35 protein-coding genes and 1 tRNA gene are annotated in these 21,968 nt (G+C 32.1%); 18 read left to right on the top strand and 18 right to left on the bottom strand.

Annotated features, from left to right (window positions below; genetic code table 11):
* Window positions 1-12 precede the first annotated feature (12 nt).
* The 3 genes from Q0941_RS00510 to Q0941_RS00500 all read left to right on the top strand — a co-directional run bounded on the left by Q0941_RS00510 (window position 13) and on the right by Q0941_RS00500 (window position 2,007).
* The gene (locus Q0941_RS00510) at window positions 13-1,203 is read left to right on the top strand and encodes an RtcB family protein (protein ID WP_299290270.1); all 1,191 of its coding nucleotides are present in this window, start codon (window positions 13-15) and stop codon (window positions 1,201-1,203) included.
* Between the two features lie 88 nt (window positions 1,204-1,291).
* Window positions 1,292-1,702 (top strand): DNA-binding protein, encoded by a 411-nt coding sequence (locus Q0941_RS00505; RefSeq protein ID WP_299290268.1) that lies wholly within the window; start codon window positions 1,292-1,294, stop codon window positions 1,700-1,702.
* Entirely contained in the window at window positions 1,699-2,007 is a 309-nt protein-coding gene (locus Q0941_RS00500; protein WP_299290266.1) for a hypothetical protein, read from the top strand. Before Q0941_RS00505 ends, Q0941_RS00500 begins: the two co-directional genes overlap by 4 nt.
* On the opposite strand, the gene Q0941_RS00495 is transcribed toward Q0941_RS00500, so the two are convergent.
* Window positions 2,004-2,504, bottom strand: coding sequence for a 30S ribosomal protein S11 (locus tag Q0941_RS00495; protein WP_299290264.1), 501 nt, complete (start codon window positions 2,502-2,504; stop codon window positions 2,004-2,006). The genes Q0941_RS00500 and Q0941_RS00495 overlap by 4 nt on opposite strands.
* A gap of 115 nt (window positions 2,505-2,619) precedes the next feature.
* Here Q0941_RS00495 and Q0941_RS00490 point away from each other — a divergent pair, with 115 nt between their 5' ends.
* Entirely contained in the window at window positions 2,620-2,940 is a 321-nt protein-coding gene (locus Q0941_RS00490; protein ID WP_299290262.1) for a hypothetical protein, read from the top strand.
* On the opposite strand, the gene thiL is transcribed toward Q0941_RS00490, so the two are convergent.
* Both thiL and Q0941_RS00480 read right to left on the bottom strand, forming a co-directional pair.
* A complete protein-coding gene (gene thiL / locus Q0941_RS00485) occupies window positions 2,941-3,885 on the bottom strand; it encodes a thiamine-phosphate kinase (protein WP_299290260.1) in 945 nt (314 codons plus the stop codon).
* On the bottom strand, window positions 3,869-5,167 hold the full coding sequence (locus Q0941_RS00480) for a phosphomannomutase (protein WP_299290258.1): 1,299 nt from the start codon (window positions 5,165-5,167) through the stop codon (window positions 3,869-3,871). The genes thiL and Q0941_RS00480 overlap by 17 nt, the downstream gene beginning before the upstream one ends.
* 53 nt (window positions 5,168-5,220) lie before the next feature.
* Between Q0941_RS00480 and Q0941_RS00475 the strand changes: the two genes are divergently transcribed.
* A tRNA-Thr gene (locus tag Q0941_RS00475) sits at window positions 5,221-5,294 on the top strand.
* 203 nt (window positions 5,295-5,497) lie between these two features.
* Here the strand turns inward: Q0941_RS00475 and Q0941_RS00470 are convergent.
* Entirely contained in the window at window positions 5,498-5,683 is a 186-nt protein-coding gene (locus Q0941_RS00470; protein WP_299290256.1) for a hypothetical protein, read from the bottom strand.
* A gap of 60 nt (window positions 5,684-5,743) precedes the next feature.
* Here Q0941_RS00470 and Q0941_RS00465 point away from each other — a divergent pair, with 60 nt between their 5' ends.
* Window positions 5,744-5,956: a hypothetical protein gene (locus Q0941_RS00465; RefSeq protein ID WP_299290254.1), complete on the top strand. Its 213-nt coding sequence runs from the start codon at window positions 5,744-5,746 to the stop codon at window positions 5,954-5,956.
* Window positions 5,957-5,961: 5 nt separating this feature from the next.
* Here Q0941_RS00465 and Q0941_RS00460 read toward each other — a convergent pair whose 3' ends face one another.
* Window positions 5,962-6,222, bottom strand: a complete 261-nt coding sequence (locus tag Q0941_RS00460; RefSeq protein WP_367277451.1) for a winged helix-turn-helix domain-containing protein — start codon at window positions 6,220-6,222, stop codon at window positions 5,962-5,964.
* Window positions 6,223-6,326: 104 nt separating this feature from the next.
* Here Q0941_RS00460 and Q0941_RS00455 point away from each other — a divergent pair, with 104 nt between their 5' ends.
* Window positions 6,327-6,917 (top strand): hypothetical protein, encoded by a 591-nt coding sequence (locus Q0941_RS00455; RefSeq protein WP_299290250.1) that lies wholly within the window; start codon window positions 6,327-6,329, stop codon window positions 6,915-6,917.
* On the opposite strand, the gene Q0941_RS00450 is transcribed toward Q0941_RS00455, so the two are convergent.
* Together Q0941_RS00450 and Q0941_RS00445 are read right to left on the bottom strand one after the other, a co-directional pair.
* Window positions 6,914-7,081, bottom strand: coding sequence for a hypothetical protein (locus tag Q0941_RS00450; RefSeq protein ID WP_299290248.1), 168 nt, complete (start codon window positions 7,079-7,081; stop codon window positions 6,914-6,916). The genes Q0941_RS00455 and Q0941_RS00450 overlap by 4 nt on opposite strands.
* 157 nt (window positions 7,082-7,238) lie before the next feature.
* Window positions 7,239-8,990 carry an AIPR family protein gene (locus Q0941_RS00445; RefSeq protein ID WP_299290246.1) on the bottom strand — a complete coding sequence of 584 codons (1,752 nt, stop codon included), beginning with the start codon at window positions 8,988-8,990 and terminating at the stop codon, window positions 7,239-7,241.
* Between the two features lie 73 nt (window positions 8,991-9,063).
* On the opposite strand from Q0941_RS00445, the gene Q0941_RS00440 reads away from it, so the two are divergent.
* A complete protein-coding gene (locus Q0941_RS00440) occupies window positions 9,064-9,471 on the top strand; it encodes a plastocyanin/azurin family copper-binding protein (protein ID WP_299290244.1) in 408 nt (135 codons plus the stop codon).
* Window positions 9,472-9,581: 110 nt separating this feature from the next.
* Here the strand turns inward: Q0941_RS00440 and Q0941_RS00435 are convergent, their stop codons facing one another.
* Entirely contained in the window at window positions 9,582-9,803 is a 222-nt protein-coding gene (locus Q0941_RS00435; protein ID WP_299290242.1) for a histone family protein, read from the bottom strand.
* A gap of 95 nt (window positions 9,804-9,898) precedes the next feature.
* On the opposite strand from Q0941_RS00435, the gene Q0941_RS00430 reads away from it, so the two are divergent.
* Genes Q0941_RS00430 through cgi121 form a run of 3 tightly spaced genes read left to right on the top strand, consistent with a single transcriptional unit; the run spans window position 9,899 to window position 11,859 of the window.
* Window positions 9,899-10,651 (top strand): TatD family hydrolase, encoded by a 753-nt coding sequence (locus Q0941_RS00430; RefSeq protein ID WP_299290240.1) that lies wholly within the window; start codon window positions 9,899-9,901, stop codon window positions 10,649-10,651.
* Window positions 10,652-10,681: 30 nt separating this feature from the next.
* On the top strand, window positions 10,682-11,053 hold the full coding sequence (locus Q0941_RS00425; RefSeq protein ID WP_299290238.1) for a hypothetical protein: 372 nt from the start codon (window positions 10,682-10,684) through the stop codon (window positions 11,051-11,053).
* A 32-nt stretch (window positions 11,054-11,085) separates the two neighbouring features.
* Window positions 11,086-11,859: a KEOPS complex subunit Cgi121 gene (cgi121, locus tag Q0941_RS00420; protein ID WP_299290236.1), complete on the top strand. Its 774-nt coding sequence runs from the start codon at window positions 11,086-11,088 to the stop codon at window positions 11,857-11,859.
* Here the strand turns inward: cgi121 and Q0941_RS00415 are convergent.
* The 5 genes from Q0941_RS00415 to Q0941_RS00395 all read right to left on the bottom strand — a co-directional run bounded on the left by Q0941_RS00415 (window position 11,851) and on the right by Q0941_RS00395 (window position 14,439).
* Complete coding sequence (locus tag Q0941_RS00415) at window positions 11,851-12,372, bottom strand: THUMP domain-containing protein (protein ID WP_299290234.1); 522 nt, start codon at window positions 12,370-12,372, stop codon at window positions 11,851-11,853. The two genes, cgi121 and Q0941_RS00415, sit on opposite strands and share 9 nt — an antisense overlap.
* Window positions 12,369-12,965: an L-threonylcarbamoyladenylate synthase gene (locus tag Q0941_RS00410; protein ID WP_299290232.1), complete on the bottom strand. Its 597-nt coding sequence runs from the start codon at window positions 12,963-12,965 to the stop codon at window positions 12,369-12,371. The genes Q0941_RS00415 and Q0941_RS00410 overlap by 4 nt, the downstream gene beginning before the upstream one ends.
* 159 nt (window positions 12,966-13,124) lie before the next feature.
* On the bottom strand, window positions 13,125-13,412 hold the full coding sequence (locus tag Q0941_RS00405) for a winged helix-turn-helix domain-containing protein (protein WP_299290230.1): 288 nt from the start codon (window positions 13,410-13,412) through the stop codon (window positions 13,125-13,127).
* A gap of 106 nt (window positions 13,413-13,518) precedes the next feature.
* Window positions 13,519-14,169, bottom strand: coding sequence for a hypothetical protein (locus tag Q0941_RS00400; protein ID WP_299290228.1), 651 nt, complete (start codon window positions 14,167-14,169; stop codon window positions 13,519-13,521).
* Between the two features lie 60 nt (window positions 14,170-14,229).
* On the bottom strand, window positions 14,230-14,439 hold the full coding sequence (locus Q0941_RS00395; protein ID WP_299290226.1) for a hypothetical protein: 210 nt from the start codon (window positions 14,437-14,439) through the stop codon (window positions 14,230-14,232).
* 76 nt (window positions 14,440-14,515) lie between these two features.
* Here Q0941_RS00395 and Q0941_RS00390 point away from each other — a divergent pair, with 76 nt between their 5' ends.
* Window positions 14,516-14,800, top strand: a complete 285-nt coding sequence (locus Q0941_RS00390; RefSeq protein ID WP_299290224.1) for a Fe(2+)-trafficking protein — start codon at window positions 14,516-14,518, stop codon at window positions 14,798-14,800.
* On the opposite strand, the gene Q0941_RS00385 is transcribed toward Q0941_RS00390, so the two are convergent.
* Window positions 14,797-15,258, bottom strand: coding sequence for a hypothetical protein (locus Q0941_RS00385; RefSeq protein ID WP_299290222.1), 462 nt, complete (start codon window positions 15,256-15,258; stop codon window positions 14,797-14,799). The two genes, Q0941_RS00390 and Q0941_RS00385, sit on opposite strands and share 4 nt — an antisense overlap.
* An 80-nt stretch (window positions 15,259-15,338) precedes the next feature.
* On the opposite strand from Q0941_RS00385, the gene Q0941_RS00380 reads away from it, so the two are divergent.
* The 3 genes from Q0941_RS00380 to pyrF are packed head-to-tail and all read left to right on the top strand — an operon-like array spanning window position 15,339 to window position 17,794.
* Window positions 15,339-16,340 (top strand): adenylosuccinate synthetase, encoded by a 1,002-nt coding sequence (locus Q0941_RS00380; RefSeq protein ID WP_299290220.1) that lies wholly within the window; start codon window positions 15,339-15,341, stop codon window positions 16,338-16,340.
* A gap of 49 nt (window positions 16,341-16,389) precedes the next feature.
* The gene (locus Q0941_RS00375) at window positions 16,390-17,073 is read left to right on the top strand and encodes a hypothetical protein (protein ID WP_299290218.1); all 684 of its coding nucleotides are present in this window, start codon (window positions 16,390-16,392) and stop codon (window positions 17,071-17,073) included.
* Complete coding sequence (gene pyrF / locus Q0941_RS00370) at window positions 17,054-17,794, top strand: orotidine-5'-phosphate decarboxylase (protein ID WP_299290216.1); 741 nt, start codon at window positions 17,054-17,056, stop codon at window positions 17,792-17,794. Before Q0941_RS00375 ends, pyrF begins: the two co-directional genes overlap by 20 nt.
* Here the strand turns inward: pyrF and Q0941_RS00365 are convergent.
* The 4 genes from Q0941_RS00365 to Q0941_RS00350 form a co-directional block, all read right to left on the bottom strand.
* The gene (locus Q0941_RS00365) at window positions 17,774-18,193 is read right to left on the bottom strand and encodes a bis(5'-nucleosyl)-tetraphosphatase (protein ID WP_299290214.1); all 420 of its coding nucleotides are present in this window, start codon (window positions 18,191-18,193) and stop codon (window positions 17,774-17,776) included. The genes pyrF and Q0941_RS00365 overlap by 21 nt on opposite strands.
* The gene (gene uppS / locus Q0941_RS00360; RefSeq protein WP_299290212.1) at window positions 18,190-18,981 is read right to left on the bottom strand and encodes a polyprenyl diphosphate synthase; all 792 of its coding nucleotides are present in this window, start codon (window positions 18,979-18,981) and stop codon (window positions 18,190-18,192) included. Before uppS ends, Q0941_RS00365 begins: the two co-directional genes overlap by 4 nt.
* A gap of 73 nt (window positions 18,982-19,054) precedes the next feature.
* Window positions 19,055-20,200, bottom strand: a complete 1,146-nt coding sequence (locus Q0941_RS00355; RefSeq protein ID WP_299290210.1) for a DUF373 family protein — start codon at window positions 20,198-20,200, stop codon at window positions 19,055-19,057.
* A gap of 70 nt (window positions 20,201-20,270) precedes the next feature.
* Window positions 20,271-20,771, bottom strand: coding sequence for a hypothetical protein (locus Q0941_RS00350; RefSeq protein WP_299290208.1), 501 nt, complete (start codon window positions 20,769-20,771; stop codon window positions 20,271-20,273).
* Window positions 20,772-21,022: 251 nt separating this feature from the next.
* On the opposite strand from Q0941_RS00350, the gene Q0941_RS00345 reads away from it, so the two are divergent.
* The 3 genes from Q0941_RS00345 to Q0941_RS00335 all read left to right on the top strand — a co-directional run bounded on the left by Q0941_RS00345 (window position 21,023) and on the right by Q0941_RS00335 (window position 21,958).
* The gene (locus Q0941_RS00345; protein WP_299290206.1) at window positions 21,023-21,169 is read left to right on the top strand and encodes a DUF5679 domain-containing protein; all 147 of its coding nucleotides are present in this window, start codon (window positions 21,023-21,025) and stop codon (window positions 21,167-21,169) included.
* A gap of 70 nt (window positions 21,170-21,239) precedes the next feature.
* Entirely contained in the window at window positions 21,240-21,662 is a 423-nt protein-coding gene (locus Q0941_RS00340; protein ID WP_299290204.1) for a translation initiation factor IF-2, read from the top strand.
* On the top strand, window positions 21,662-21,958 hold the full coding sequence (locus tag Q0941_RS00335; protein ID WP_299290202.1) for a DUF424 domain-containing protein: 297 nt from the start codon (window positions 21,662-21,664) through the stop codon (window positions 21,956-21,958). The genes Q0941_RS00340 and Q0941_RS00335 overlap by 1 nt, the downstream gene beginning before the upstream one ends.
* Window positions 21,959-21,968 lie beyond the last annotated feature (10 nt).

Raw genomic sequence — 21,968 nt, 5'->3', positions numbered from 1 at the left:
TTCTATAGGAAGATGGAAAACAAACCACTCAGAGATAAACCTGCAGAATTCAAGCAGTGGGGTACAGGAATGGAAGAAGCCCAACAGCAAATGAAGAATGCCTGTGAACTACCTATCTCAGAATCAGGAGCACTCATGGCAGATGCACATATTGGCTATGGCTTACCAATAGGAGGAGTCTTAGCAACTCGTAATTCCGTAATTCCATATGCTGTAGGTGTCGATATAGCGTGCAGAGTAAAACTATCCGTCTTAGATCTTCCCCCCGAAATGCTTGAAAATGAAAAAGGAATGGAACAGTTAACTAAAGCAATTGAGACAGAAACAAAGTTTGGAGTAGGAGCAAAATTCAAAGTACGACGAGAACATTCTGTCATAGATGAAGACTGGGATGTATCTTCTATCACAAAAAAATTGAAAGGCAAAGCTCACTCACAGTTAGGGACATCAGGTTCAGGTAATCATTTTGTAGAATTTGGACCCATTACAATCAAAGAAAAAAATCTAGGGATAGCCCCAGGAAAATATTTGGCACTCATGTCTCACTCGGGAAGTCGAGGTGTCGGCGCAGCAGTTGCAGACCACTATTCAAAACTAGCAATGAAAATGCACCTTGAGCTTCCAGATCGTTTGAAACATTTAGCTTGGCTTGATCTTGATACTGAAGAAGGAAAAGAATACTGGGATGCAATGGAACTCATGGGAAAATATGCTGCAGCAAATCATGCTTGTATCCATAAACATGTAACAAGCCATTTGGGAGCTGACGTCCTACTTGATATTGAAAACCATCACAACTTTGCTTGGAAAGAAAGACATCATGGTGAAGACCTCGTCGTACATCGAAAAGGTGCAACTCCTGCAGGAAAAGACGTTTTAGGAATCATTCCAGGTTCAATGGCATCCCCTGCTTATGTTGTTAAAGGAAAGGGAAAACCTGAATCTCTTAACTCTGCTGCTCACGGTGCTGGGAGAGTAATGTCAAGAAAAAGGGCACATAGAGAACTTAACTGGGAAGATGCAAAAAAGATCCTCGCAAACAAAGGAGTTACACTTCTATCAGCTGGCTTAGATGAAGTACCAACAGTCTACAAAAACATCGACAAAGTAATGGAAGAACAGCAAGATTTGGTAGATATTCAAGCCCGATTTGATCCAAAACTGGTGAAAATGGCACCTTCTGGCGAACGACCAGAGGATTAATTCTAACTAACCACTCTTTGAAATGAATGGTGAATTAGGCAAGAACGCATATAGCATCAAAATTGATACCCATAGAAGTGACTAAAGGTTGAGCGAAGACGATTCTGAACTAGAAAGGTTAAAGGCAAAACGTCTAGCTGAAATGCAAAAAAATATTTCTTCACAACAAGAAATTGACCAAAAAAAACCTGAAGAAGATAAACCAGTTGAAAATCCTAGAGAATTACTTGTTGCAAAACTAGGCTTTAGAGGACTAGAAGTTTTAGAAAATGCTGAATCTCAATTTCCAAATGAAACAAAATTGATTGTTACAAAATTGTTTGAATTAATCAAAAGTGGAGAAATTGATGAAGAAATAGATGGTGGTAAATTATTAACTCTGTTCCGTTCTGTTGGATTAAATATTAGAATGGCAACAAAAATCAATGTGGAACAAGATGGGAAATTTGTTTCATTAACTGATAAACTAAGCAATCAATCTTCAAGTGATGAACAATGATTATTGAAATTGGAACAAAAAATTATTCTGATGACAGATTAAAAATTAAGATGGCCATGTCTCATATGGAGAGTCTTTTGAGTGCATATAATGGCTATATTCTAAATGATCCTACTGAAAAATTAGGTTGGACCTTTTTTAAAATGGCACTAAAACCTGAATTACAATTTGGAATAGAACAAAAGTTTTCTGACATGATTAACAAATACACATGGAGTAATCCCACTGATAAATTTGCAAAATTTATGACAGATTATTTTAATTCCAAAGGTTGTCAAGTAAAAGTTTCTGTAGTTCCTGACTAGACTCTTCTTCCTCTCTTTCCACCTTTCTTTCTAGTGGTATCATGAGGAATAGGTGTAACATCATCAATTCTTCCAATTTTAAATCCACCTCTTGCTAAAGCTCTAATTGCAGCTTGTGCACCTGGACCTGGAACTCTTGAACCGACTCCACCAACAGCGCGAACTCTGATGTGAAATCCTGTGAAACCTTTTGTTCTTGCAGATTCAACAACTTGATTTGCAGCTTTCATTGCAGCAAATGGTGATGATTCGTATCTATCAGCATTTACATGAATTCCACCAGAACTAATAGCAACAGTTTCTGCACCAGTAAGATCTGTCATGTGGATGATTGTGTTGTTATAACTGCTGAAAATATGAGCAATTCCCCATTTTTCGGGACCCTCTTTTTTAGCCTCTGGTTGAGTTTGTTCTACAGCTTCAGATTCTACTTCTTTAACTGGTGCCTCAGTTTCTTCAACTGGTGCTTCCTCAACTTTAGCTTCGGTTTCAGACATTGACTACTGACTCCTTAAAGGGTTTAAAAAACATTGATTTTTTTCCTTGCTTGAAAATGGTCACTTGAACCAAAAATTGCTGATTCTTCTTATACTCTGAATATTCATTTTCTTTATGGTCTCAATTCTTCCAGTTGCAATAGTGGTTGCAGTTGGGGCTGCATTATTCGGATCTATGGCATTTCAATCCCTACAACCAGCTCAAGAGGTAATTTTATCTCCATTAGAACAAAAATGTCAACAAATAGCCAATGAAGGATACAAAATTCATGCATTGTATCCAAATGCTAACCCAGAAGATTTACCTGAAACAGAAATGAAAAGAATGCTGTATCTAGATGAGCAATGGATGACACAATGTGTTGCTGTTCTTCCATCAGAATCTATATTCAATATTGCAAATAATGTTGAAAGAGATCTTTCTTTAGGTGAATAATTAATTAAAATGACTCCAACCAAGATCAGTTAAGATATTTTTTTCATAATCTTGTTCTAATTGAACACCTTTTCCAGGTGATACTATGCCTATTTCAATAATTGGAGTTCTTAGAGATTTTGCAATTTTTTCAATCTTTGTTTTATCTTTTGGGTTTATCGTAAATACAAATTCGTATTCTTCTCCACCATGAAAAACCAAATCAATCAACTGCTTCTTTGTTTTTACATAGTTTTGAATTTCAGCTTTTATAGGAATTTTTGTAATGTCAAATTTTTTGCCACTTTGATTAGCCATTGTATTTAGAGTAGTAGATAGACCATCACTGGAATCCATTGCAGATGAAAAATATTTGCTAGATTTTAATGCAAATTCTAGCTTTGGATTAGGCTTAAGAAAATAGTTGATTGATTTTGAAATAATTTTATTTTTCCTAGTTTTGCTTAGAAGACTCTTTAGACCAATTGGAGTGTAGCCAAATGGCCCTGTTACAAAAATCAAATCTCCTTGCTTAGAACCTCTTCTTGTGACTATTTTTTTGGATTTACCAAAAATACATACGTTAAACACTATTTCTTTTCCCTGATTCGTATCTCCACCAACAATAGAGAATCCAAATTCCTGTGCGGCTTTTTTGAATCCGTCTGCAATGTCATTTACTGCCTGTTTAGGAATGGATTTAGGCAAATTTACTGATATTATGCCGTATTCAGGTTTGATTCCTTTAGAAGCAAAATCACTAATGCAAGCTACAATGCTTTTTCTTGCAGCGTCTTTTAGTCCCATTTTTTGAGGAATGTCAGTACTCTGTACTAGAGTATCTGTTTTTACAAAAATTTTCTCTTTACCAAATTGAATGGTTTCAACATCTTCTGAAACAAAATTTTTGTTTCCAAATTTTTTTTGAAATATGTTGATTATTGCAGATTCATCTAACTTCTTCATAACTCTCATTCACTAATTTTATTCCATCTTCAACAATTTTTTTACATATATCCAAACTTTTTGATTCTCCAGATACTCTAATGATATCTTCTGTATTTGATTTTCTAATTAACACCCAACTGTCATCATCAATAATCCCTTTTATTCCGTCTAATGTACTTGTTTCAGAAAATTCTTTTTCAAATTTTGATTGCAAGTTTTCAATTACTTTATCATGTAATGTTGAATCAACACTAGTTTTGTCTCTAATCTGTGAATAACTTTCCATGTATCTAAGAATTTCATCAAAGTTTGAACTATCTAACATTGATGCAATCAATCCACTGGTAAGAATTCCTTCTCTGCAATAATTGAATTCAGGTAAAATAAATCCACCACTACTTCCTTCACCTCCAGCCTGAGCATTTGTTTTTAACATCAAATCAATAACATTTGCTTCTCCAACTTTGGATCTTTGAACATTACCACCTTTTTCTTTGATGAATTTTTCTACTGCAATACTAGTATCAATACTAAGAACAAACTTTTTGTAACCTAGTTCCAGAGATTTTGCTACACCTAATCCTAAAGTTACATCTGGAATCTGTTTTTTACCATCTTTAACAACAACTAAGCGATCTCCATCTAAATCAAAAGCAAATCCTAATCTGTTTTTCTTTGAGGCATCACACAAATCTGTTAAATTATCTGTAGTTGGATCGGGTCCTCTTGAACTATTTTGTAATTTTTCATTAATAGTAGTCACTTTACAGCCAATTCTCTTCAATAAAGCTGGAGCAATAGTATCAGCTGCTCCACCACCAATATCTATGACTATTTCTGGTTGATTACTAACATTTCCTAGAATTTTTTCTGCATCATCAATATACGATGATGAAATTTCAAATTCACTTCCAATTGATGATAAAGAATTTTCTTGATGTTCAACTATGTATGGTAATTCTTTTTCATTAATTCCTCTTCCATCAATTATGAATTTCATTCCATTCCATTCAATTGGATTGTGTGATGACGAAATAATTAATCCTGAACCATATTTTCTTGCTTCTCTAAAAACAACTGGTGTTGGTACCATTCCCAAATCAAAAACATCAATCCCATTTTTCATTAATGCAGCTTTTGCTGTTTCTTTGATCATGTTTCCTGAAGGACGTGTATCATTTCCAATGACACATTTTTTTGATTGAATCAATGTTGAAAAATTACTTGCAAATTCTAGTACATCCTTTAGGCGTAAATCTTCTCCAAAGATTCCTCTAATGCCAGAAATTGTTTTCTTCAATCAATCCCACTCGGAAATGCTTTTTATTAACTCTGATGGATTTATCCAATCATGCCTTGGTAGCTCAGCCTGGTAGAGCGAACGCCTCGTAAGCGTTAGGTCGCGGGTTCAGATCCCGTCCGAGGCTTTAATCATAATTTTATTTTTTAGAAAATTTCAGGAGTTTTATTCAATGACAGTTTCAATATCTGTTTCTAATTCTTTTGGTAAACCGTCCCACCATTGTTTACTTTCTTCAGCCATGCTCCCCATTCATTTGCTGAAATTGTCCTTTATAGATCTGTCGGTTGATTAAGATTTGATCAATTCTTGATAATTTATCAATTAATTCTAATCTGCTTTCTCTTCTTGTTTTCTTTTGAATTTTCTATACATGATTATCATTAGTGCTCCGCCAGCACATCCCCAAAATAATGGTGATAATCCAGGTTCAACAGTTGGCTGAAAAGCACCTACAAAACTCAATGACATGATTACAACTAAAAACAACCCTAAAATTTCAAGCTTTTTTGTCATTGTACTGTAAAATCAATTGTAAAATCAAAAAGATATATGGTTTTGTAAATAGTCTTATTCATGGACAAATATCTTATGGTAATCCTAATTTTTATGATGGTTGGAGTCCCAATCTCGTTTATTTCCCCTACAACTGGTGAATTGAGAGAAGATCCTCTTTACTTGTTGTTTTATGCCTCTATTGGTGGAATGTGTTTCATCGTTGTTTATGGATCATACAAAGATAGAGTAGATCGTCAAAAACGAAATGCAAAGCGAAGATCCAGAAAATAATTTTTCTATAATTCTAAACCAAATGATTCTGCAATACTTGAGAACTTTACATAAGAATCCAAATATTGTCTTCCTTTTGAAGTGATTACAAAAGTATTTTTTCCATCAAATTCGATTTTATTGATAAGACCTGCACCAGTCAAGTTTTCCAAGAATTTTGATAATCTTGAATGTGAAAGATTGGCCTTTGTCAAAAGTGATGTAGTTTTGATGCCTTCCTGTCCTGATTGTTCTGTTGCAGTAAGTAAGTCTGCTACAATTTGCATACTTGTACGATAGGAAACCATGTGTAATATCCTATAAAACTCAGATATAAGGGTATTACCACTAATTCAGATCAGATAAATAAGCTCCTGGCTGATTTGTGACCATGTCTTCCCAATCATCAATTCCATGGTTTGATGAGTTTATTGGTGTAGCCTATCGATATTTTGACCTTAGAATGAATGTTGTTCCATTATTTTCTGACCAAAAAGAGTCTCTAAATTTGTGGAGAGATGTTATTCATTGGTGGGTTGATCCATCAATTAAGATACGTTTTGTTGAAACAGGAAATGATTATTGGTTCATCATGGGTGCTGATTCACAAAAACAGGATACCAATATTTCAATGTACAAATTATTACCTAAGTCTGAACACTATGAACGATTCAAGAAAGGTCATGGTGGAGAAGCATATCTTAGATTTGGAGTGTATACTAAACTAACTCTAGAAAATTCTAAAAAAGATACTCTATGCGATTGTGGTCATGAAGCATCTGATCATGATGAAAATGATGGTGATGCATGTTTGTACAACACCTGTGATTGCAAAAAATTTTCTAGTTTCCAAGTAAATTTATTGAAAAGAAAAAAAACAATTACTGATATTAAATTTCTGGATGAAGAAAATGTTAAAGATGATGTTTTAGCATGGAATTGTTTAAACATTAACAAATTTTCTAAAACAGAATCAAGCTAATCAAGATCTTTGTTTACTCTGATGTGTTCCCCTGGATAATAGTCGTGAAGCTGTTTAGAATAGCAATCTCCACATAAGACTCCTTCAATATTCCATTCTCTCATTGGAATAAATCTGGTTGTAGTTTTTTCACCACAAATAGCACATTTGTAACTTGTAACCAAAGTGAATTTGCTTTTTTTACTGGATATAAAAAACATTCTAGAAAAACCATTCCTACAAAAATTATGTTAAATATTACTAGTTTTTACAGAATTTAGGTAGCAGTCTGACCAATGTAAACCTCCTGCAAGATTTTTACGTGGTTGGACTTCTGCCTACTTACAATAAATTACTAGTAAGCTTTCTTAGTGCTAATATCTCATCTTCTTCTTGTCTAATTTTCTTATCAATTACACGAAGCATTGTATCGTTCCAGACATGTTGTGAAAAGAAATTGTGTTTTGTATTTGCCAATTCTATTTCGTCATCAACTACCGTATCCTCAAGAAATTTAGTCACGATGACATCTGTTAGTTTTAAAATTCTAGAATTGAGTTTAAAACTACGAAAAATTGGCTCTAATTTTCTAATATCTCCCTTAAAATCACCCTTTGACTCTAAAACTTTTTTGTGTAGTATTCGAAAATAAACTGCTACAAAAAATAAAGTTGCATATCTTTTGGTTTTATGGCCACCTTGCTTTCCGTACTTTAATGATTTTTTTGCATATTCTTTAACAAGATATGGATATAGTAAAATCCTGTAATCGTCTTTTAGGTTGTCATTAAAAATATCATCATACTTACTTCCTCGTGGCAAAAATTGTGAAGGGGAACTATAAGCCTCTGTAGGTCTTTGTTCAATTCCAGCAACTAGTGATTGAATTGCATCTTTTGCAACAATTACTTTTTTGTGATTGTCTGGAAGATATGCATTGTATGTTGAATCACCTTCATACTCACATTGTTTAGATTTAGTTTTTGTGTCAAACGAACCTGCTTGAATTTCATAAAAATAACCACAATTTCTTAATTGGGATTTAATTGATTTATGAAAGTCCATTAATGAAACTAGATCTTTTCCTCTAACAGAGTTTTGAGAGTTCCTATATTTTGTGATGTTATTTTGTTCTTGTTCATCATCAGCTTTGATAATTGTGACTGTCATGGAACCATCCATGTTTTTGGTACGCTTTGAATGATCTAAAATTGAATTTGATGTTTGTGCACCATTTACAATTTGAGGAGCATGTAATTTGATAAAATTATCACCCAACTCTTCAAAATCACTAACAACAATAGTAATTCCATTGTTATAATAGAAAAATTTCCCTGGATTACTCTGTAAAGTTTCTCTTAATCCTTTGTTGACTGTGGTTTTGAATTGCATCCATTGTCTAATATTTGATTCAAAAACATAATCTCTGTTTTTACTAACAAATTCTGTGAGTTCTCTAAGTTTTAAAATTCCTAAAATAGTGTTATCATGTCTTAACATTCGTTCTAATTTTATTGATGATTTTTTCCCAGCTGCAGGTTTTTTTATTCTATCCCATAATCTCTGAATGATTCTCTCTCCATCAATAATTTCGACTAGATCATCTTCATACTCTACTTTTTGATCTGTTACGTAACAGCATTTAATTTTCAAATTTTTTTCTTTAATTTTAGTAACTAATTGTGCTAATTCTGGTCGCATTTTTGTAACATCTTTTGATAACAGACGTTTTGCATCTTCTTTGAATTTTGCAATCGCTTCAAGGGAATGTGATGTTCCATATTTTGATTGAAACAATCTAATTGTATTATCTGAAAAATCAACAGGCAAATATGCATCAATTCCTAAATCATTAGCGCCATCAACAATTGCATCTGCAGCATCGTCTTCAGTTGCCTCAAAAACTCTAGTTAGTACCCATTGCAAAAAATTATTTCCTTTTTCAACTTCATTTTTAGCACTTTCAGCGTATTCTTTGATACTACCTTGAATATTTTCTGAAAATCCTTCAAGAGGTGGAGATGAATTTTTCTGAATTAATAATGAATGTGAGCCAGGTATGTACTCTAATAAACCATTTCCGTTTTGAGACAATTTACTCTTCTAATATGCTATATATTTAGAGAATTTGGTAATTATGTAATAACTCAACTGGAATGAAAAAATTATGTTAAAAAAAGTATCAATTGCTGGAGTATCAATTACAATTGCTATCGTAGTGTTTGTTGCAGCTTTAAGTTATTCAGAAGATGAGACTGAAATAGAAATTGAACCCATTGTAAATGCAGATGTGATAATGCCTACAAAAGTTTCAAGACCTGGATGTGAAGAAACTGATAGATGCTATATTCCATCTGAAATAACTGTTGAAAAAGGAAGAACTGTTACATGGTTAAATGAAGATTCTGCTTTTCACAGTGTAACTTCTGGTTTCTATGATGCACCAACTGAACTATTTGATAGTGGACATATGGATCCTTTTGAATCATTTTCGTACACTTTTTCAGAATCCGGAGTTTATGATTACTATTGTACTCTTCATCCTTGGATGGAAGCACAAGTAATTGTTGAGTAAGGTGCCCGAGGGAGTCGAACCCCCTTGTATAGGCTTTGCAGGCCCACGCATAACCGTTCTGCCAGAACACCGTTTTGAAAAACACAAAATGAACAATTAAACTCTTTAGATTAGAATTTACTAAATGATTTTGAGGCCAATTTAACATCCTCTCCTTTTACAGTTTTTCTACCTGCATGGGATGATAAATCAACAGCATTTTTTGCAATACTATTTGCTATTTCTTCAATTACTCTCCTTAACTCATCAGCAGATTCATCACTGACTCTTTCAGCCCCTGCTTTTTTCAAAATTCTATACATAGCTGAAAGACCCAATTCTGATGATTTCATAAAATTTCATTTATTTTTTTTCGGAAAAAGATAATGAGTGAAAAAATATCACTAAGGAATCGATTTATACAGACAATCTACAGAATTGTTAAGACATGACATGGTATTTTGATTCTCATATTCATTTGTCTGATCCTCAATATGCCCCAGAAATTGATTATATTTTAAAACAAATGGAAATTCTAAAAATGAAAGCATGTTGTGTTTCAATGGATTATGAAAATTCCTTAGAGACATTAAATTTGGCAAGAACGAGTAATCATGTTTTACCGTTTATTGGCATTCATCCCGAATGTTCAAACGATAATCTTGAATCAGTGATTACTTTAATTGAAGAAAATCATGAAATTATTTCTGGTATTGGTGAAATCGGATTAGATCCTAATTATATTACAAATGATGATTTTAGTAGACAAATCAAAGTGTTTGAAACATTATTGTCTTTAGCTGAAAAATATAAGAAACCAGTGTCAATTCATTCTAGAAAAAGTTTAGATAAAATATTTGAACTAATGACATCGTTTGATACATCACGTTCCTTATTGCATTGGTTTGATGGAAGTAAGAAAAATCTCTCTATAGCAATGGATATGGGATTCTATGTTTCATATGGACCTGTAATGATTTATGCAAATGATAAGCAAACTTTACTCTCAAAAACTGACTTGACAAAAATTTTGGTAGAAACTGATGGCCCAGTTAGATTTTCTAGATGTTTTGAAATGAAATCTGGACAAATTAGCTTCATTCCAAGTGTTATTTTTTGTGCGGCTAAAATTCTTGGAAAATCCTTTGATGAAATGAGTTCAATTCTTGAAAAGAATTCAAAATCGTATTTAGGAATATAGGTATAAAATACCCCAGTTGTTATCCGAAGCGTGGATAGGATAAAACGTCTCTCTTATGAGGTACTTGATGCACACAAATCAAAATTTGGTGAAGATTTCGCTGATAATAAGAAGGCATTAGATCAAATCTCAATTATTCGTTCAAAAGGTTTGAAAAATGAAGTTGCAGGATATATCACTAAATTTATCAAAAAAGAAATACGTGAAGAAAAAGCAAAACAATCACGAGTTTCTGTAACAGAAGTGGAAGAAACCATTGAAGAAGTTCAACAGCCAGAAGTACAAGAAGAAACTGTTTCTGAATCTACTCCAGAAGTTTCCGAAGAAGCACCTGCTGAAACTGTTGTTGAATCAGCAACTGAAACAAACACTGAAGAAAATTCAGAAGAGAAAACTGAATAATTCTTTTAGGTCTTTAAAATTTTTGAATTAAAATGATTACTGTCAAATTTGTTGGGGGAGCTAAAAAATCATTTCAGACAGATCAATTAGAACTTGAGAAATCTGAAATTTCTATTGAATCTTTATTGTTAGAATTAGAAAACTTACAGCCAGAGAATAGTCCTAAACTAGATTCTGAAAATTCGTTAATTGCAATTAACGGTGTTGATTCATCAGCCATTGATGGTAAAAAATCCATAATCAAAAATAATGACATTGTAAGTATTATACCTGTAATTCATGGGGGCTCCTCAAACAAGTTGATTTTTGAATCTCAGAAAAAGTTAGTTCAGGCTTTAGAAATAAAAGGTAGCAAAAAAATTGATATTAAATTTATTGATGAATTACGAAAAAAATATCCAAAATTAAAGATACAAGCAATTTCAAGTAGTTTTATTCTAAATAACTATCATCTTAAACGGATAGTTTCATTGTCGATGAATTCAGAAAAAAATAATGTATTACTGTCTAAAAAATTAGAAACAGATCTATTGATGAGATTTGCTATTACTAAACAAATTTCTGATGCAATAAAAACTGCTGGACTAAAATCTAATAAAAATTTCATTTTGATTTCTATTGGAAACAAAACAATGCTAAATTCTCTATATGCAGATTTATCTGAAAACTTGATTCCACTTTTTTCAAAGAATAATCAAAGTTTTATTAAAAAATATTTTAAAATTAATCAAAAATATGTCAATTCTGTAAATTCAAAAACTCCTCTTGAGGATATTTTGATAGAAAAAGCAGCTGTCTTACTCTGACATACTTCGTTTAGTTTTTTCTATACTTAGAATATCAGATTTTTTCAAAATTGATATTCCTGTTTTATTTCCAAGGATTTCAACTAGGATTATTTTATCAGGATATTCTAATGATACTTTATTTTTGAATTTATTAGCAATTTTTGTAATCAATTCTTGACTAGACATATCTGAATTTCTTTTTTCAATTGAAATTCTATATGTCTCATTTTCATTAATCTGATTGCTTAATTTTGTAATTTCTTCAACAATGTTTTCAATTTTTGATTCTACTTCTATTTGGATTGGAATAATTCTTAGACAATATCTGACACTCCAAGGTTCATCTAGGAATTTTTCTTTAATTTTTCTTACAGTTTCAATTGGTTCTAATTTTGTATCTGCAACTAAAATCCCTGACATATTTGTGATGGTGATTTTTGGTTCAGAATCTCCAAATTCTTCAAAAAAATCCCTTAATTCCTCTTCTGTATCTGGTTCAAGATGTCTTGCACATGTTATTATCAGATTCATATGCTCAGTATCTCCCCTTTACTAATAGCACCTTCTCGAAGAACTTTGATTTCATCATTTGTCACTTCGATTATTGTTGATTCCCCTTTACTCTCAATAACTCCTCCATCCACAAAAATTTCAAAATCTTCTAACCCTGTTGAACAATTTTTTGGATCTGTAAATGATTTTTCTCCTGAAATATTTGCACTGGTTCCAACAAGAAAATCAATTTTTTCTAATAAATTTAAAATACATTCACTATTTGGAATTCTAATTGCAATTTTGTCTTCAATTTCTAATGATTCCTTCAATTTCTGATCATTTACTTTCACTAGCACAGTAAGTGCTCCAGGCCAAAATTTTTCAATAATTTTTTTTGTTTTTTCATCAAATGAAACAATCTCTTCTGCTTTTTCTATTGAATAAACTAGTAAAGGCAAAGGTTTTGCTCTATCTCTGTTTTTGATTTTGTATATTTTATCTACTGATTCTTTTAGATAGGGATTACAACCAATCCCATATACTGTATCAGTTGGATAAACAGCAATACCTCCATTTTTAATAATTTCAGATGCTTTTAGAATTCCTTCATCATTACATTGAACTCTCATAAATTATTCTCATTTTTTTAGATTAATTATCATTGCTTTTTGATAAGTTTTTAAAAGTTGAATATGTTCTAAAAAAAGAATGTCAGCATCAGATTATGAGGATAATGATTTTGAAGATGACTTTGATGATAATTTAGATGAATTTGATGATATTGAAGATTAAATATTTAATCCAAAATTATCTGCAAATTTTGTAAATGTATGATATGCTTGAAGAAATTCTCTTCCAGATTGACTTATTTTGTATCTGTTTGAACCTTGTGAATCAACTTGTTCTAATAATCCTTGAGATACTAGAGTTTTTAGTATTCTAGAAATTCTAGAATGAGAAATGTTTGCTTTTCTAATTAGATAAGTAACTGTTGCACCATCCTCATCTTGCAAATCATCTCTGGTTGTGTATAAAATATCTCCAATAATTTTCATATGAGTCCTATATTCGGCCATTACTCACTATTTTTCTTGTTAATTTCTATGAGAGGGCAATGATATTTTGCAATATACCAAAAAGATAAAAGAAATTGACCCCATCAAAATTTTTAAAAAATTGAGCCTATTTCAGGTCATCAAAGTTATCATCAAATTTTATCTTGGTTAGTGGAACTTTACTAACTGGAATAAACAACAAAATCAAACCTCCAATCTTGATTATTGTAGAAACATGATCTAAAATTGATTCTGGGAAAACAAACGAATACCATCCTAAAAATTCTCCAAATGCTAACAATGCAAGGCCTACTGCTACTGAAATTGCTCCTTTATTCTTATTTTCAAAATATGAAAGCATGGTTTCGATTGCACCATATGCAAGAAGAATAAATGAAACTGATCTAAAGATATGTTCTAACTGTACTGATGAAACAAGAAATAATGGAAAAACTCCAACTGATCTAAAGTATCTTGATTTAGGGAAAAATGACTTTATGCTATGTGAGAAAGCTATGAAAAAGTATCCTACTGTTTGAATTCCAATTCCTAATGTTTGAATCCATCTTTCAATACTTCCAGATTGAATAACAAAATCTTCTAGCATGTATCCTGACCAAATTACAAAAAATCCAACACTTATTGAAAAGAAAGCAATTGTTAATCTAAATAATGTAGGACTACCTGTATTTCGGAAACCAACTAGTGACATTGTTCCAATGATTAATCCTACCAAAAATCCAACCAAATTGAGAATATTCTCAAGTAAAAACTCCAATGATGTTTAGAAATCTCTTAAACTAATTATTTTAATCTGATGAATGATTTTACCATATTGTTAATCCCATTCATCTAATGAACCTGTTTGCTGATTTTTAGTATCCCCTGAATAGTCGCCTAAAATATCTGAATATCTTGATTCATTATGAGCAACAAACTTGACATATTCACCATAACTCATTTCTAAATCACACGAACCACATTTAACCAAAGAAAAATCCATAGCTAATTCTGCATCTTCTTTGCATTTAGGACACTTGATCTTCATGAACAATCATGCTATTGTTAATTATTATTACTTTACATCGATAAAAGATAAAAGTAGTCTTTAACAGGGATTTTTTATGAGTCGCATATGCACTAAATGTAAAGACGAGATTCCTGAATCTGAACAACTTGATATGGTTGCAGCAAAATATCCAGTATGTAACAAGTGCTGGGCAGAATGGAAAGAATATCGAATTATGGTAATGAATGAAATGAGGCTCGATATGTCAATGCCTGATCACAGAAAATTATTGAAAAAGCATGAAAAAATCTTTGCTGGAGTTATGTCTCCTGATGGTGAAGTTATTGATTATTCCAATGAAGATAATCGAAAACCAGATGAACCTCCAGCTGGTGCCTAAAATTTTAAGTGTTTTTTTGCATTATCTGGAATAATTATCATTAACTTTCTTTTTTGATTCTCATCTAAATTATTGATAATTTTCTTGATTGTATTTGAAAGAATTTCTTTTTCATTTTCTTCAAGTGTTATGAATATCTCTAAAATTCCATCCAAATTAAATGCAATTAATTTTTGAGGAGATTGAGATACTTCAACAATATATTCTGAAAATAATCCTTCTCTTTGTTCTTCAGTAAGAGTAGTCAAAATCTTAAGCCAAGTTTTGAATAACTTTGAAAAATTTGGAAATGGAATTGTTGGTCCTGCTTCTAATGCATTATTGATAATTTCTTTTTTTTCAGGTTCAGATAAACCAAAAAACTCTATCATTCTTTTTTTCAAAATTGGATTTCTGAGAAAATCGGGTAGATTTGCTAAATTTACAATAATATTTCCTGCAAAATTTTCTCCAACCATCGATCAGACAGATTCTATGTGGAATATAAAATCATGTTCTAGCACTTTAGCTTTAATAAACGCAAATTTGATTGAGAATTATGACATCAACAGTTGTAGTTGGCGGTTTTTTTGGAGATGAAGGAAAAGGAAAAATCATTTCTTATTTAGCAATTAAAGACAATCCTAAGGTAATTGTACGAGGCGGTGCGGGTCCAAATGCTGGTCATACAATTAGAGACGGCGATAAATTTTACAAAGTTAGAATGTTGCCAAGTGGCTTCTTAAACAAAAATGCCAAGGTTATGATTGGACCCGGTGTTGTAATCAATCCTGATGTACTAAAAAAAGAGATTGAAGATTTTGATGCTTCTGGACGTTCATTTATCGATAAACATTGTGGAATAATCGAAGAATCTCATCTTGTTAGGGATTCCAAAGGGGAATTAAAAGAAAAAATTGGAAGTACTGGTTCTGGAACTGGTCCTGCAAATTCCGACCGAGCTATGAGAGTTTTGAAACTGGCAAAAGATTTTGATTCTCTATCTTCATTGATTGTAGATGTTCCTGAAGAAATCAATTCAGCCTTGGATGCAAATGAAAATGTTCTTGTTGAAGGTACACAAGGTACTTTTCTATCACTTTGGCATGGAACCTATCCTTTTGTTACCTCTAAGGATGTAACTGCTTCAGGAATTTGTGCTGACATTGGATTAGGACCTACTAAAGTTGATGAAGTTATTGTTGTGTTCAAATCTTACGTTACGCGTGTAGGCACGGGACCTTTACAAAATGAATTATCTCTTGAAGAGGCTGAAAAGAAAGGCTGGTCAGAATTTGGAACTGTAACTGGAAGACAAAGACGTGCAGCTGACTTTGATTTTGATTTAGCTAGGCGTGCAATCATGCTTAATGGTGCTACACAAATTTCAATTACAAAACTTGATGTTCTTTTTACTGAATGTGCAGGCAAGACATCTTATGATGAATTATCTGATGAAGCAAAATCCTTTATCAAAAACATTGAAGATAAACTTGACACGCCTGTAACTATCATTGGTACTGGTCCTGCAATCAATGATGTAATTGATAGAAGAAACTAGGCTCCTTTTTTTTGGATAAGTTTAATTTGATAAAGTATTGAACACTTCCGTGGATAAAATTCAAAACTCTTCTGATAAATTACCTCGTTACATTCAAGTAAATTCCACATTAGAATTTTCTAGGCTCGTTTGTGCACTTGAGCGTGCACCAAGAGTTTCATTTTTGCATGATCATGATGGAAAAAAAATTCTTTCAGTTCAAATGGATGTACTAAAAGAAAAACCAATTGTGTATTACACTCCTTTAGAAAATAATGGCCATTACTTGTGTTATGGATTAAAGGCTGGTAAAGAAGAATCTGAAATTGTAAATTCTACTGCTGATTCTAGTAAACTTTATTCTCCAATTGTTAGAATAAAATCACTTCCAAAAACATTGAAACCCGGAAATGGGACTCTTGACAGATATCAACCCATTGAATTAGAAGATATGTTTAGTTTAGCAAAACTCACATGGGGTTTTGATGAGGTGCCATTTCCTCTATTCTTATTCCCACATTCAGAAAAATGGTTACTAGGTGTTTTCATGAATTTTCATGAAGAAGGAACATCCTATTTTTGCCATGTTGTATTAGATAGTGATCCATCAAAACCTTTCCTAAAATTCTCTCTTTCAAATGACTCTGAACCAGTTTTTGTAGAAAATCCATCTGAACATGGCTATTCTTATGTTAAAATTATAAAATTAAAAGAGACCCATCCGTTAGTCGATTATGGTCACCTTCAAAACTAGAATTTCAAAGATCTCAAAAACTAATGGGAAGGTAATTCTTGCAAATGACTATGATTCATCTGTAAAAAATTTAGAATCAAAAACTCTCAAAAATATAGAGCAACTTCATCCTTATCTTTGTGCTATAAAACTAAACTTTCATTTGCTTTTGCCGTTAAGTAGTAAACAAATTTTGAAAATTACAAAAACTGCTCACAAGTATGGTTTACAAACAATCGCTGATATCAAACTCAACGACATTGGAAATACTAATCGTGTAACAACTGAACATTTGTGGAATTTAGGATTTGATGCAGTTATTGCAAATCCGATTATGGGATTAGATAGCCTGAAAAATCTTGTTAAATCTGCTCACAAAAATGACAAAGGTGTAATCACATTATGTCATATGAGTGCCCCTGAGGCTAGATTATCGTATGACATGGAAGTGAAAATGAAGAAAAAGCAGCAACTATACCAATTGTTTTTGAATTGGGCTTTAGAATCTAAAGTTGATGGAATTGTTGTTGGAGCTACATTTCCTAAAATTATTCAATATTGTTCAAAACTTGCTGGAAAAAAATTGAATATCTATTCTCCAGGAGTTGGTACTCAGGGTGGAAATGCTTCAGAGATTATTTCTTCAGGAACTGATTACATGATTGTTGGAAGAACTATTCTGAATGCAAAAAATCCAAAAGAGATTGCAAAAACTCTCCAATTACAAAGTTTGGGTAAGTAACATTTGTGCTTTAGTTAGTACGGTTTTTGCATTATCAAATGTTGTTTTTTCCATTGCTGTATTGTAATCCATCCAAGTATAATCCAAATGCTCATGAGAAATTTTAACATCTGTTGTTTTAGTTTCAGCTAAAAAGAATACTACTTTTTTGTGAACTAATTCTCCTTGAAATTGAAAATTATATTCTATCCATTCCTCAAAATTATCTAAAAATGTAATGTCTGTAATTCCGGTTTCCTCTTTAGCTTCTCTAACAGCTGTTTCATGAGTTGATTCACCTGATTCCATTTTTCCTTTTACAAAATCCCAATGTCCAGAAGGATAATGTAATAACAAAAATTGATTCTTATTATTTTCTTTTCGGAATAATACAATTCCTGCTGATGTTTCTTCTATCATTTACCTAACCTTCTTTTCCTTTCTTGAAATGTTCTAATTGCACGCATCAAATCTATTTTTCTAAATTCTGGCCAAAAGATGTCCATAAAAACTAATTCACTGTATGCACTTTGCCACATCAAAAAACCGCTTAATCTTTTTTCACCTGATGTACGCAATATCATATCTGGTGATGATTGTGGTAGATGAGATGTGTACAAGTTTGATTCAATTTCCTTCTTGCTAATTTCATTTACATCTAAAGATCCTTTTTTGATTTTTTCACCAATTTTTTTAACAGCATCAACTAATTCGTATTGTCCTCCATAGGCTAATGCAATATTTAGAAAATGATTGTTGTAGTCTTTTGTTGCATCATCTAATCTTTGCAAAACTTCTTTTATAGAATCTGGAAGCAATTCAATTCTTCCAATTCCTTTTACGCGCATCTGATTTTTATGAATTCTAGGATCATTGTATAATTTCTCTAATCTTAATCTGATTAATTCATAAAGATAATCTAATTCTTCATCATTTCTATCTAGATTTTCAGCAGATAATGCATAAAGAGTAATAATTTTGATATCAAATTCTTCACACCAATCCAATAGGTTCTCTACTGCATCGGCTCCCTTCCAATGTCCGTCTTTTGGCATTGTAAGATGTCTTTTTGCCCACCTTCTATTTCCATCAAGAATTAATGCTACGTGATTGGGAATGTCTCCATCCCTAATCTCATTTTCAAGCCTTTTTCCGTAGATTTTGTATAATCCTGATAAATGAAAAAAAGTGTCTTTTACTTTGTTCATTTTTGACGCCTTTAGGTAAATACGAGCCTAGAGATATCAGTGTTTTTCAATAATTTAGAAGATTTCAAAAAATTTAATCTGAAACCATCTCTTGATCTCTATTTCTTCTATATTTTTTGAATAGGATAGTTGCTGACACCAAAGTTGCTGCCAATCCACCTAGAAGAGGAGGAATCAATGTAAATGAACTCTCATCATAAATCATGATATTTGTAAATTGTAAAATTGTTGGATACAATGAAGCTAACACAATAATTCTCAAAATATCACTAATTTGTCTTGGAATTCCACCAATCCAATTACTTAGTAATGTTCCAGCAAAAATTGCACCCATTCCTATCCATAAGATTGGCAGAGCTCCTGCTACAAATTGTCCAATGATTACTTGATCAGTTATCTTTGCAACTAATTCTGTTTCTGCTTCAATTAAAGTTGCATCAACAGCACTAATTCCAGCTGGAACTGATGATAGAATCAACAATACTCCTGTTACCATGGTAAACATTCTGATAAAACCCATCGGTGTTGGCTTTGACCAACTTGACCACATTCTATCAACATCAAATGCTCTAATCAAGAATGCACCTCCCAAAATACTAACTAAAATAGCAAAAATTTCTGTTGTGAGATTAAACACACTTGCGACTCCTCCAATTAACAAAAGCATTCCTGGAACACCCAAGAAGAATTTTGAATATCTTGAATCATATGCAACCATTTTCAAATATTTACCAAAAACTGCATACGAATATTCAACACTTCTGCTAACTTTCATTACAACACGTTGAACTGAAACTACTGGAAGAACATTTTGAATAACTGGAATAACACTTTCATCATCTTCTCCATCGGATACAATTACTGCACCATTAGCAGAAAATTTCTCTAAAACTTTTTTTGTTTCAACTAAAATCTTTTCATCAGCTTGAACCCCTCTATCTTTGACTCCTGCAACGGTGACCACCTCTACTTGGTAGCCTTTACTAATCAGATCTTCATATGTTTTGATTGCAGAAAAAATCGAGTTTGAATCTGCATCTTCAGGATCCTCTAGAGCTAATCTTTGGGCTGCTTCAATACATGCATCTCTACCAATAACTGGAGTAACAATTCCGGCCTTTTCACCTACATCATTATCTCTATCAATACAAATTACTAGTAATTTGTTGGCAGTTGAAGCATTGACATCCTTTTCTACCTTGTCAGACCTCTGAGACATTCTATTTTTATCACAAAATTACCTTTTAACGATTTCCAACTAATGTGGTTAGTAAAATTCGGATTTGAGGCTAATTTGGTCTTGAATCATCCGATGATTTTACCAATTCTTGTGACTCATTCTTTAGTTCTTCAATTTTTTGAATTACTTGATTTATTTCATCTTCCGAACTGTCATTTTCAATCATAGAAGCTAAAACTTTGGTTTCTCCTATGTATTCATTGAATTTTTTCATTGCTTCCATATAGCTAATGTAGCTTGTTTGCCATTCTTCAGGTGGTTTAGATGTCACAAATTCACTTATCTGAGCAGTCACCTGTGATGATGTTACATCAGTAACAATATTGTAATCTTCTGGAGAAATTTCTCCATTTCTAAGATTTTGATAATCTATTTCAATTGATTCTTCTAGAACTTCATGAATATTTTTTACTCCATCAAGATAATTTCCATAGTCTGAAACAACAAAGGTTGTTTGATTTTCTACTGGAACAAACCATAATAGAAAACTTCCTCCAGTGATTGCTGCTAAAACAATTGCAGTTATTGCTACTCCTTTTTTTGAAGCCATTTTTGATTTTTAACATGATCTTATTTATAACTGATAATCTTTGAAGAAATCACCTTAGATGATTAAATTCTTAAAAATAATTGTATTTTCAATATTTTACACAAAAATTTTTCTTAAAATTTTAACATTATGTAAAATATTTCCTATTTTTCATTTTTTTACGCCTAAAAAAATTTACCTACATCTAGGCCTATAGTGAAATAATTTTCACAGGCTCTTCCTAAATACCACCAAGTTTGAGAATTTTTAGAATGGTTGAAGCATATTGCGTAAAATGCAGAGCAAAAACGGAGATTAAAGATCCGAAAGAAACTACCCTAAAAAATGGACGTCCAGCTGTAAAAGGCACATGTCCAAAATGTGGAACTAATGTTTTCCGAATAGGAAAAATGACATAATCATTAACAGAAGTCCACACGATTTCTCTTTTTCAAAACCCATATAGGGTCTAGTGTATACTTAGTCGTATTGACAAAAGCAGAATACGAGAATTTACTTAAACGAATTCAGGATAATTTAGGATCTGCCAAAAAAGATTCAAAATCTAGATTTGAACTACCTGTGGTTGATGTAATGTGGGAAGGTCAAAAGACATTCTTACGAAATTTCTCTGAATTTCCTAAAGTTCTGAGAAGGGATCCTGATAAAGTTCTTCAATATCTATCAAAAGAATTTGCAGTTCCAGCTGAAAGATTGGGTGATAAGGCAATGTTTATTGGAAAACGAGCCCCGGATGATTTTACCAGATTATTCCAAATTTATGTAAAAGATTATCTGGAATGTCCTACATGTAAAAGTCCTGATACAAAAATTGAAAAAGAAAAAAGAATTTCATTTTTACTTTGTGAAGCATGTGGTGCAAAATCTACTCTAAAAGGTAAATATGCATAATGCAATTCTCTGCAAGAATTACTGACTACCAAAAAAATGCAATGCTAAATATTTGTGATGCAGAATTATTAGGGAAAAAAATTACTGAAGGAGAATTAAACATGCACATCAGTGAAGGTTACTATGGTGAAAAATTTGTGGATCGTGAAGAAGCAAAAACATTATTGCAAAATTCTTCTATAATTAACATGGTAGGAAAAGATACTGTTTCATTATCCTTAGAACTTGGAATTGGTTCTGAAAATGGTGTTAAAACTATTTCTGATATTCCGTTTTTAATTGTCTTCAAAATGTAATATGACATAC

The sequence above is a fragment of the Candidatus Nitrosopumilus sp. genome (assembly GCF_028278985.1).
GTDB lineage: Archaea > Thermoproteota > Nitrososphaeria > Nitrososphaerales > Nitrosopumilaceae > Nitrosopumilus.
The sequence above is the reverse complement of the archived record's forward strand: the minus strand, read 5'-3'. Positions and strand labels throughout refer to the sequence as shown.

Coding starts and splice junctions, on each gene's coding strand:
- Q0941_RS00510 (WP_299290270.1), top strand. CDS start 13: ATGGAAAACAAACCACTCAGAGATAAACCTGCAGAATTCAAGCAGTGG.
- Q0941_RS00500 (WP_299290266.1), top strand. CDS start 1,699: ATGATTATTGAAATTGGAACAAAAAATTATTCTGATGACAGATTAAAA.
- Q0941_RS00495 (WP_299290264.1), bottom strand. CDS start 2,504: ATGTCTGAAACCGAAGCTAAAGTTGAGGAAGCACCAGTTGAAGAAACT.
- Q0941_RS00490 (WP_299290262.1), top strand. CDS start 2,620: ATGGTCTCAATTCTTCCAGTTGCAATAGTGGTTGCAGTTGGGGCTGCA.
- thiL (WP_299290260.1), bottom strand. CDS start 3,885: ATGAAGAAGTTAGATGAATCTGCAATAATCAACATATTTCAAAAAAAA.
- Q0941_RS00470 (WP_299290256.1), bottom strand. CDS start 5,683: ATGACAAAAAAGCTTGAAATTTTAGGGTTGTTTTTAGTTGTAATCATG.
- Q0941_RS00465 (WP_299290254.1), top strand. CDS start 5,744: ATGGACAAATATCTTATGGTAATCCTAATTTTTATGATGGTTGGAGTC.
- Q0941_RS00460 (WP_367277451.1), bottom strand. CDS start 6,222: ATGCAAATTGTAGCAGACTTACTTACTGCAACAGAACAATCAGGACAG.
- Q0941_RS00455 (WP_299290250.1), top strand. CDS start 6,327: ATGTCTTCCCAATCATCAATTCCATGGTTTGATGAGTTTATTGGTGTA.
- Q0941_RS00440 (WP_299290244.1), top strand. CDS start 9,064: ATGTTAAAAAAAGTATCAATTGCTGGAGTATCAATTACAATTGCTATC.
- Q0941_RS00435 (WP_299290242.1), bottom strand. CDS start 9,803: ATGAAATCATCAGAATTGGGTCTTTCAGCTATGTATAGAATTTTGAAA.
- Q0941_RS00430 (WP_299290240.1), top strand. CDS start 9,899: ATGACATGGTATTTTGATTCTCATATTCATTTGTCTGATCCTCAATAT.
- cgi121 (WP_299290236.1), top strand. CDS start 11,086: ATGATTACTGTCAAATTTGTTGGGGGAGCTAAAAAATCATTTCAGACA.
- Q0941_RS00415 (WP_299290234.1), bottom strand. CDS start 12,372: ATGAATCTGATAATAACATGTGCAAGACATCTTGAACCAGATACAGAA.
- Q0941_RS00410 (WP_299290232.1), bottom strand. CDS start 12,965: ATGAGAGTTCAATGTAATGATGAAGGAATTCTAAAAGCATCTGAAATT.
- Q0941_RS00405 (WP_299290230.1), bottom strand. CDS start 13,412: ATGGCCGAATATAGGACTCATATGAAAATTATTGGAGATATTTTATAC.
- Q0941_RS00395 (WP_299290226.1), bottom strand. CDS start 14,439: ATGAAGATCAAGTGTCCTAAATGCAAAGAAGATGCAGAATTAGCTATG.
- Q0941_RS00390 (WP_299290224.1), top strand. CDS start 14,516: ATGAGTCGCATATGCACTAAATGTAAAGACGAGATTCCTGAATCTGAA.
- Q0941_RS00385 (WP_299290222.1), bottom strand. CDS start 15,258: ATGGTTGGAGAAAATTTTGCAGGAAATATTATTGTAAATTTAGCAAAT.
- Q0941_RS00380 (WP_299290220.1), top strand. CDS start 15,339: ATGACATCAACAGTTGTAGTTGGCGGTTTTTTTGGAGATGAAGGAAAA.
- pyrF (WP_299290216.1), top strand. CDS start 17,054: ATGGTCACCTTCAAAACTAGAATTTCAAAGATCTCAAAAACTAATGGG.
- Q0941_RS00365 (WP_299290214.1), bottom strand. CDS start 18,193: ATGATAGAAGAAACATCAGCAGGAATTGTATTATTCCGAAAAGAAAAT.
- uppS (WP_299290212.1), bottom strand. CDS start 18,981: ATGAACAAAGTAAAAGACACTTTTTTTCATTTATCAGGATTATACAAA.
- Q0941_RS00355 (WP_299290210.1), bottom strand. CDS start 20,200: ATGTCTCAGAGGTCTGACAAGGTAGAAAAGGATGTCAATGCTTCAACT.
- Q0941_RS00350 (WP_299290208.1), bottom strand. CDS start 20,771: ATGGCTTCAAAAAAAGGAGTAGCAATAACTGCAATTGTTTTAGCAGCA.
- Q0941_RS00345 (WP_299290206.1), top strand. CDS start 21,023: ATGGTTGAAGCATATTGCGTAAAATGCAGAGCAAAAACGGAGATTAAA.
- Q0941_RS00335 (WP_299290202.1), top strand. CDS start 21,662: ATGCAATTCTCTGCAAGAATTACTGACTACCAAAAAAATGCAATGCTA.